Source organism: Bacillus cereus group sp. N12 (assembly GCF_016483575.1).
In the GTDB taxonomy this organism is placed as follows: domain Bacteria; phylum Bacillota; class Bacilli; order Bacillales; family Bacillaceae_G; genus Bacillus_A; species Bacillus_A toyonensis.
Genome location: NZ_JAEHBO010000130.1, coordinates 1 through 8,570 on the forward strand (window position 1 = coordinate 1; position 8,570 = coordinate 8,570).

The following is an 8,570-nucleotide window of genomic DNA, read 5'->3' on the forward strand; positions in this document are numbered from 1 at the left end:
CTTTATAAGAGGTCATTTCCTTCCTATTACTTTGCAGATTTAGCTGCTTCTAATGCTGCTTCATAGTTTGGATGGCTTGTACCTTCGCTTACGTATTCTGCGTAAACTACTTTGTCATTGCTATCTACTACGAATACTGCACGAGCAAGTAAACGAAGTTCTTTCATTACTAAGCCGTAAGCTTCACCGAATGAAAGGTCACGGTGATCAGAAAGTGTTACAACATTTTCTAAACCGTTTGCTGCACACCAGCGTTTTTGAGCGAATGGTAAGTCAGCGCTAATTGTTAATACTTTCGCGTTTTCAATACCTGCTGCATCTTGGTTAAAACGACGTGTTTGTGCATCACATACACCTGTGTCGATTGAAGGTACAACACTAATTAATTTTACTTCGCCTTTGTATGTTTCTAAACTTACTGAAGATAAGTCGTTTGCTAATACTTGGAAGTTTGGCGCTTGATCGCCAACTTTAACTTCTGTTCCAACTAAAGTCATTGGATTACCTTTAAAAGTTACGTTTGCCACTTGAAAATCCTCCCTTATTTAAAACAAAATATGTACAATGTAAATGATAGTTTGTCCCCATCGATAATGCAAATAAAATCGCTTTATTTACAAAAAAATTAAAGAAGCTAATCCATTGATTAGCTTCTTTATTCGTTAAATTTGAAATTCAGGATCATCTTCTTTTCGTTTATCCATCATTTCTTTCACTTTATCAACAGCTTGTGGTGCTAATTCAATTATTTTATCAATGACGTGTGTCTGCTTATCTAAGTGTAATACTTTCACACCATCTCCATTTATAACAAGAAAGGCAACAGGATTAATAGAAACTCCTCCACCACTTCCCCCGCCAAATGGATGACGACCTGAATGTTCTACTTTACCAAATTCACTTCCACCAGCAGCAAAACCAAAGCTTACTTTCGAAACAGTAAGAATTACACTTCCATCTGCTGCTTTAATTGGATCACCAACAATTGTATTTACATCAGTCATTTGTTTTAAATGCTGCATTGCGGTTGTCATTAAACCTTGAATTGGATGGTCCACTCTATATCCCCCCTATGCTTGAACAGATTTTTCTGTCATACCAGATTTTTGCCTTCTCATAAACATGAGTAATTTGAATCCTGTTTTTATAGCACGAAATATACGAAAAGATGCTGTTAACTCGCACCTTGATGCAAATCCCTTCCCTTGAAAAACAGGGATAATTTCAAATTCTGGTACATCGACAATATGCATATATTGTCCTATAACTCCAGCAGCCATTCCTTTTGTCCCCCATGCATATCCAGTGACAATTCCAGTACTAGCTGCGTCGCCTGCTCCAATTTGCGTATGCCATTTCCAACCATTGATTTTCACTCGTTTGAGAAAATCTTTAACGATAGTATGAACTTTTTGAAGCCTTTTTATCAGTTCCCCGATGCTGTCAAGTTGCGCCATAATTTTATTATCTATTCCGCCGTCCTTTTCAGCTTTTTCGATTTTCTGTCCTGTCTTTTTCTGCTGTTTTTCAATTCTTTCCAACACATCAAATGTATATCGAATCATCCATATTTTCACTTGAAACAAACATTGCTTTTCCATTTCTGAATATAAAAATGTCACTTTAAGCTTTATTTTCGACAATAGTATAAGCAAAATAAAAAGGAGAAGAATTATTATTCCAATTACGAGCCACTTCATACGTATCATCCTTTCACTCCGTACCCATTATCGACAAGTTTATTCATCATTAAACAGAGTTCCGTAAGATTGAATATAAAAATTTTTCTAAAAATAAAAAGGTATTTTGACAATTTATATCGAAATATATTATTTGAACATATCATCAGGGAACGGACTCTAATGATATGTAGCACGAAAAACAGAAAATTTAACTGCAGTGGAGGGATACATAATGGCAGATCGTCGCAATTTATTTTTCTTTTATGGTGATGACAAAGCAACGCTCGTTGAAAAGATGAAACCAATCTATCGCATTTTAGAAGAGAATGGATTTACCATATTAGATCAACCAAAAAATGCAAACGCTATCGTCAGTGTTGGAGATGATGCAACTTTCTTACAAGCCGTTCGTAAAACTGGTTTTAGAGAAGATTGCTTATACGCAGGGATTTCTACGAAAGATGAAATTTCTTTCTACTGTGATTTCCACATTGATCACGTTGATACAGCCCTTCAAGAAATTACAAAAAATGAAATTGAAGTGCGAAAATATCCAACAATTCAGGTAGATGTAGATCACGGTACATCTTTCCATTGTTTAAATGAATTCTCATTACGTTCTAGCATTATTAAAACATTCGTTGTAGATGTTCACGTTGATGATTTATATTTCGAAACATTTAGAGGTGACGGTTTAGTTGTTTCTACCCCAACAGGAAGTACAGCTTACAACAAATCATTACATGGTGCCGTTGTCGATCCGCTTATCCCATGTTTCCAAGTAAGCGAACTAGCATCTTTAAATAACAACACATACCGTACGCTCGGTTCACCGTTCATCTTAAACCACGAACGTACACTAACTTTAAAACTTAAACCAGACGGTAACGATTATCCTGTTATCGGCATGGATAACGAAGCGCTTAGCATTAAACAAGTTGAAAAAGCTGTTGTACGCTTAAGCGATAAACAAATTAAAACAGTAAAATTAAAAAACAATTCCTTCTGGGAAAAAGTACAGAGAACATTTTTATAGTATTAAAATAACCGCAAAATTATGGGGATCCCATAATTCTGCGGTTATTTATTTATCCCGATTGGCGCGGCCAACAATCTCTCGCTATCCGGTCGCTATTCTTGTCAGTTTTTGTCGGTAAGTCGATATATTTTAATAATCGCTGATATATTTCGAGTTACAGTCGATATATTCCGAAAATCGCTGATATATTTTACGCATCTTTTCTATAAACAACCTGGCCATCAATGACGGTCATTTCCGCTTGTACTTCTTTTATTTCTTCTGCCTCTATTTCAAATATGTTTCGATCTAATATCGTAAAGTCTGCTTCATATCCTTTTATAATTTGTCCTCGCTTCGCTTCTTTTCCTATTGCATAAGCACTTCCTGTCGTAAATAAAGAAACAGCCTCATATGCCGTTAATCTTTCCTCAGGCATATAGCATACACCGTCAATAAAACTTCTACGTGTAACAGCGCTATATATGCCTAAAAACGGATTCACTTGTTCAATAGGAGCATCTGAACCACCGTTGCAATGTAAGCCTGCGTCCAGTAACGTCTTCCAAGCATACGCGTAACGAAGACGACGCTCGCCTAGTTTTTCAATGACTGATGGAAAATCTGATGAAACAAAGACCGGTTGAATATCAATAATAGCTGGCAAGTGTTTCATTCTTTCAATCAACTCTTCACGAGCTAGCTGGCAATGAATAATACGGTCACGTACCCCTTCTGCTGGTGGATGTAATTCAAGCGCATCAATGACATATTCAAGCGACAAGTCACCGATAGTATGAATGGCAACTGGCATATGTAAATCACGTGCTTTTTTCACTAAACTTGCAAGCTCTTCACGTGAGAAAATCGCAACTCCATTTGTTTCCTTCGCATCTTCATACGGTTCACTTAATAAAGCAGTTCTTCCGCCAAAAGAACCGTCAGAAAAAATTTTCATCGCACCAAATTCAATATAGTGCTCATTTTCATATTCTTTTCTTTCATTTGCTACTTCATGATGAACGAGTAAATGCGCTTTAAATGGCATTTCTTTTATAACGTAAGAAAACGCATTATACGTTTTTCTAAAACCACCGTAATAATTTAAATCTTCCGTATGCCCACCAACGATTCCATATTGCCAGCAGTCTTTAATCGCTGTTTGCAAAGCTCTTTGTAAATAAGCTTTATCAATTTCAGGCTGAACGTGTTTCATTAATTCTTGTCCTTGTTCATATAAAAGCCCTGTTAACTTATTTGATGCATCCCGGCCAATTTTCCCGCCTTTCGGATCTTGCGTCTCTTCTGTTATGTTCGCTTCTTGCAGTATGTATGAATTCACCCATGTAACGTGACGACAAACTCGTTTTAATAAAATGGGATGTTCTTTCGAAATTGCATCTAAATCACGTGCGTGAACATCTTTCGTATCTGTAAAGTTATTTTCATTCCAGCCTTCTCCGATAATCCAACAACCTTTTGGCGCGTCTTCTACTTGCTTCTGAACAAGAGTAAGTACTTCGCCATAAGATGTACAATTTGATAAATCTAGACGGAGTAACCTCTCTCCATGCCCAATAAGATGCATATGACTATCAACGAGACCTGGAATCATCGTTTTGCCTTCTAAATCGTGCAATTTAACCGTAGTAGCATATCGGTCTTCTAACTCTTCTTTACTCCCGACATCAACGATCACACCGTTTTCAACATAAACAGCGTCTACTTTTTCATTCTCTTCTCGCATCGTGTAAATGGTGCCGCCATACCAAATTTCTCCCATATGCTCATCCCCTTTTTCCCTTTAGTCTACGAGATTAATCCGTATAAAAAAAGCACCATTTGAATTAAAAATGGTGCTTTCCCAAAATTATTTTTGTTCAGTAGTAGACGTTGTAATTTGCCATTCAATGCTAAATTTATCTTTTAGTTGTCCGTATGCTGGGCTCCAGAACGTTTCTTGAAGTGGCATAATAACTTCTCCACCCTCTTGTAACTTTTCGAATACTTCTTTTGCTTTTTCTGCATTACTAATTTGAATTGCGATTGTTACTTGAGATCCGATTGCATGCCCTTGACCTGGGAATGTATCAGAAATCATAAGGTCCGTATTACCAACTTTTAAAGTAGCATGTAAAACGCGCTCTTTCGCTTCAGCTGGAATCGGGTATTCTGGATTTTCAGGCATGTCACCAAAAGTTTGCATTACTTCTACTTTTGCGTCTAATGCCTCTTTGTAAAACTGTACAGCTTCTTGCCCACTACCATCTAAAACTAAGTACGGATTAATACCTAAAATCATACGGACACCTCTTTTTTTAGTTTATAAAATCGAACTTGTGTTCGTTTTTATAATATCATCGTTTTACATTTCATTCAACTATTTACTTCTCTATTTTCAAAATTATTTGGAAGGGAGCTCCATCTCTTGTTTTCTAAGTTCAATACGACGAATTTTTCCGGAAATCGTTTTTGGTAGTTCATCTACAAATTCAATTTTGCGAGGATATTTATATGGTGCAGTGAGTTCTTTCACGTGTTGTTGGAGCACTGGAATTAATGTTTCTTCGTTCTTTTCTATATTCTCTCTTAATACGATAAATGCCTTCACGACACTCCCTCGAATTTCATCCGGACTTGCGACAACCGCACATTCTCTTACGTAAGGATGTTTTACAAGTGCATCTTCAACTTCGAACGGCCCGATTGTGTAACCAGAGCTAATGATAATATCATCTCCGCGCCCTTCAAACCAGAAATAGCCGTCTTCATCTTTTTTCGCTTTATCACCCGTAATATAATAATCACCACGGAATTGCATCGCTGTGCGTTCATCATCTTTATAATATTGCTTAAAGAGGGCTGGTGTTTCAATATGAACTGCAATATCGCCAACTTCTCCTACCTGCACTGGGATTCCTTCTTCATTAACGATATCAACATGGTTTCCTGGCGTTGGTTTCCCCATTGATCCCGGTCTAATATCCATCCCTTTCATTACGCCAACAAGTAATGTATTTTCCGTTTGCCCATAGCCATCTCTTACTGTAATATCAAAGTGCTTTTGGAACGTTTCAATGACTTCTCTATTTAACGGCTCACCTGCGGATACAGCGCTATGTAACGCTTCTAAATTGTACTCGGTCAAGTCTTCTACCTTTGCCATTAATCTATACTCAGTCGGTGTACAACAAAGCACATTCACCTTATTATCGTCTAATAAATTTAAATACGTTTTCGGTTCAAACTTACCGTTGTATACAAATCCTGTTGCCCCTGAACCGAGAGTGGCTAAAAACGGGCTCCAAATCCACTTTTGCCACCCTGGGCTAGCCGTTGCCCATACAACATCATTCTCTTCAATTCCGAGCCAATTTGGGGCGCTCGTACGTAAATGAGCGTATGCCCACGCATGCGTATGAACAACTCCTTTCGGGTTTCCTGTCGTCCCTGACGTATAAGATAAAAAGACCATATCTTCTTTATCTGTTTTCGCCATTTCTAACATGTCACTTTCTGTTTCTAATGCTGTTTTTAAATTGATCCATCCGTCTACTGACTGCTCGCTCAGAACGAACTTTTGAAGAGATTCCATCGCCCCTATGTTATCAAACTGTCCGATATATGGTTCATAACTTACAATCGCTTTTACTTCTCCGTGTCCAATGCGGTATTCAATATCTTTTTTACGCAACATTTCCGAACTCGGAATTACGACAAATCCTGCTTTAATCGCAGCGATATACGTCATGTAAGCTTCAATTAAACGCGGCATCATAATAAGGAGCTTGTCCCCTTTTTGTAAGCCACTTTTTATAAAAGCGTTTCCAATTTTATTTGCACCTTGCATTAATTCAAAATATGTAACTTCTCGTCTATTCCCTTTATCATCTTGCCAAATTAAAGCAAGCTTCTCTTTATCGTCTGTATATTTCTCTATTTCTGAAACTAAATTATAAGATGGTGGTGCCAACAATTCCTCTCTCTTCATAAACATCCTCCTTTTTCTTTATGCCTCCCTTATATAATAAAGAATTTTCAGTAAATTTTGAACCCTCTTCTTTTGACAATTTTTTTATGCTTTTGTCGAAATGAATTTATACTAATACGAACAACAAAAAGAAAGAGCGGGGAGAACCCGCTCTTTCTAAGCCATTGTATATGGAATTATTTTTGGAAACCGCCTAATTGTTGCTCAGCTAGTGAAACTAGACGTTTCGTAATTTCGCCACCAACAGAACCGTTAGCGCGAGATGTTGCATCCGCTCCAAGTTGAACACCAAACTCTTGAGCGATTTCGTATTTCATTTGGTCTAATGCTGATTCAGCACCAGGAACCGCTAATTTATTTGTGCTACGTGCCATGTTATATCACCTCCTTGTGAGTATAGAGTGTGATAAATAACATGACTTCATACACATTTTAGATATGGTAATTTATGGTTTTAGAAAAGTTCTTCGAATTTTTCTTCTTCCGCTACTACTTCTACCGTTTGTAATACCATTGTTTCTTTGTTTGCTACAGCTTCTTCGATTAATGGTGTGAAATCATATTTCGCTTCAAAACGATTCGCTTTTTCACGCTTCGGCTTCGTCGCTGGGCTTGCTGGTGTGAATACTGTACAGCAATCTTCGTATGGACGAATTGAGATATCATATGTGCCGATTTCTTCAGCGATTTTAATAATTTCTAATTTATCCATCGTAATAAGCGGACGAATAACAGGATAGTTTGTCACTTCATTAATCGTATGCATACTATCTAACGTTTGGCTCGCTACTTGTCCAAGACTTTCACCAGTCGTAATTGCAAGTGCATTACGCTCCTCTGCAATCTGCTCTGTAATACGCATCATCATACGACGCATTACTGTCATAGAATAACTAGATGGAATTTCTTTATTAATCGTTTTTTGCACTTCAGTAAATGGAACAAGGTGAAGTGTTACACGTTTACAGTATTTCGTTAACTCTTGTGCTAAATCGATTACTTTTTGTTTCGCACGCTCACTTGTGAAAGGTGGACTATGGAAGTGAACTGCCTCCACAGATACGCCGCGTTTCATCGTTAAGTACGCTGCTACTGGGCTATCAATACCACCAGAAAGAAGTACCATTACTTTTCCGCCAACGCCAACTGGTAAACCGCCAGCTCCCATGTGCTCACCACACATAATATAGCTGTAACCACTGCGAATTTCTACACGTACATTCACATCTGGATTATGGACGTCTACTGTGATATCCTCTGTATTTTCTAAAATGTGCCCGCCAATTTCTGGAAGTAACTCCATCGTCTTCATTGGGAAACGTTTATCAGAACGGTGCACTGTAATTTTAAATGTTTTCACATCATCTTTTACTTGTAAGAAAGCTGCTAATGCACCTTTTTTAATATCTTCTAATTCTGATGGTACTTTCATCGCTAAATTAAACTTATGAATACCAAATACATCTTTCAATCTTTCAGCAATCGCTTCATGGTCTTCGCCATTTAACTGAATGTACATACGGTCATGTGTTGCATCGATTTTAATGTTTGGGAATTTTTTCAGTTTGAACTTAACGTTATCTTTTAATGTGCTTACAAATTTAGAACGGTTCTTACCTTTTGTCGTCATTTCTCCGTAACGTACTAAAATATATTCATATGTCATCATATTTCTTTACCTCATCACTTCATATAATTTTGGCATTGTCTCTTTTACAATACCTTCAAATTGTTTTACTTCTTCCATCGTGTTGTCTGGTGCTAGACTAATACGAATAGCGCTTGCAGCAGCTGCATGCGGTACTCCCATTGACACTAACACTCTGCTCACTTCATTGGCTTTTGAAGAACAAGCAGACTTCGTTGATACATATACACC

9 protein-coding genes and 1 pseudogene are annotated in these 8,570 nt (G+C 37.5%); 1 reads left to right on the forward strand and 9 read right to left on the reverse strand.

Translation table 11 applies throughout. The features are described from left to right. Window positions 1-26: 26 nt before the first annotated feature. From tpx to JDS92_RS28655, 3 genes are all read right to left on the reverse strand, one after another. On the reverse strand, window positions 27-527 hold the full coding sequence (gene tpx / locus JDS92_RS28645; protein WP_097959240.1) for a thiol peroxidase: 501 nt from the start codon (window positions 525-527) through the stop codon (window positions 27-29). A gap of 135 nt (window positions 528-662) precedes the next feature. Next, window positions 663-1,058 carry a GerW family sporulation protein gene (ytfJ, locus tag JDS92_RS28650; RefSeq protein ID WP_000350003.1) on the reverse strand — a complete coding sequence of 132 codons (396 nt, stop codon included), beginning with the start codon at window positions 1,056-1,058 and terminating at the stop codon, window positions 663-665. A 12-nt stretch (window positions 1,059-1,070) separates the two neighbouring features. Beyond that, window positions 1,071-1,709, reverse strand: coding sequence for a DUF2953 domain-containing protein (locus tag JDS92_RS28655; RefSeq protein WP_087951022.1), 639 nt, complete (start codon window positions 1,707-1,709; stop codon window positions 1,071-1,073). 205 nt (window positions 1,710-1,914) lie between these two features. Here JDS92_RS28655 and JDS92_RS28660 point away from each other — a divergent pair, with 205 nt between their 5' ends. Continuing rightward, window positions 1,915-2,718 (forward strand): NAD kinase, encoded by an 804-nt coding sequence (locus JDS92_RS28660; RefSeq protein WP_000785189.1) that lies wholly within the window; start codon window positions 1,915-1,917, stop codon window positions 2,716-2,718. A gap of 193 nt (window positions 2,719-2,911) precedes the next feature. Here the strand turns inward: JDS92_RS28660 and JDS92_RS28665 are convergent, their stop codons facing one another. From JDS92_RS28665 to JDS92_RS28690, 6 genes and pseudogenes are all read right to left on the reverse strand, one after another. After that, a complete protein-coding gene (locus JDS92_RS28665; protein ID WP_098820829.1) occupies window positions 2,912-4,483 on the reverse strand; it encodes an amidohydrolase in 1,572 nt (523 codons plus the stop codon). An 87-nt stretch (window positions 4,484-4,570) separates the two neighbouring features. After that, window positions 4,571-5,002, reverse strand: coding sequence for a VOC family protein (locus JDS92_RS28670; protein ID WP_000600354.1), 432 nt, complete (start codon window positions 5,000-5,002; stop codon window positions 4,571-4,573). Between the two features lie 102 nt (window positions 5,003-5,104). Next, window positions 5,105-6,691: an acyl-CoA synthetase MbcS gene (mbcS, locus tag JDS92_RS28675; RefSeq protein ID WP_000817731.1), complete on the reverse strand. Its 1,587-nt coding sequence runs from the start codon at window positions 6,689-6,691 to the stop codon at window positions 5,105-5,107. Between the two features lie 176 nt (window positions 6,692-6,867). Continuing rightward, on the reverse strand, window positions 6,868-7,065 hold the full coding sequence (locus JDS92_RS28680; protein ID WP_000124490.1) for an alpha/beta-type small acid-soluble spore protein: 198 nt from the start codon (window positions 7,063-7,065) through the stop codon (window positions 6,868-6,870). A gap of 80 nt (window positions 7,066-7,145) precedes the next feature. Next, entirely contained in the window at window positions 7,146-8,360 is a 1,215-nt protein-coding gene (gene thiI, locus JDS92_RS28685) for a tRNA uracil 4-sulfurtransferase ThiI (protein WP_000989269.1), read from the reverse strand. 6 nt (window positions 8,361-8,366) lie between these two features. After that, window positions 8,367-8,570, reverse strand: a pseudogene (locus JDS92_RS28690) (cysteine desulfurase NifS); the annotation flags it as partial.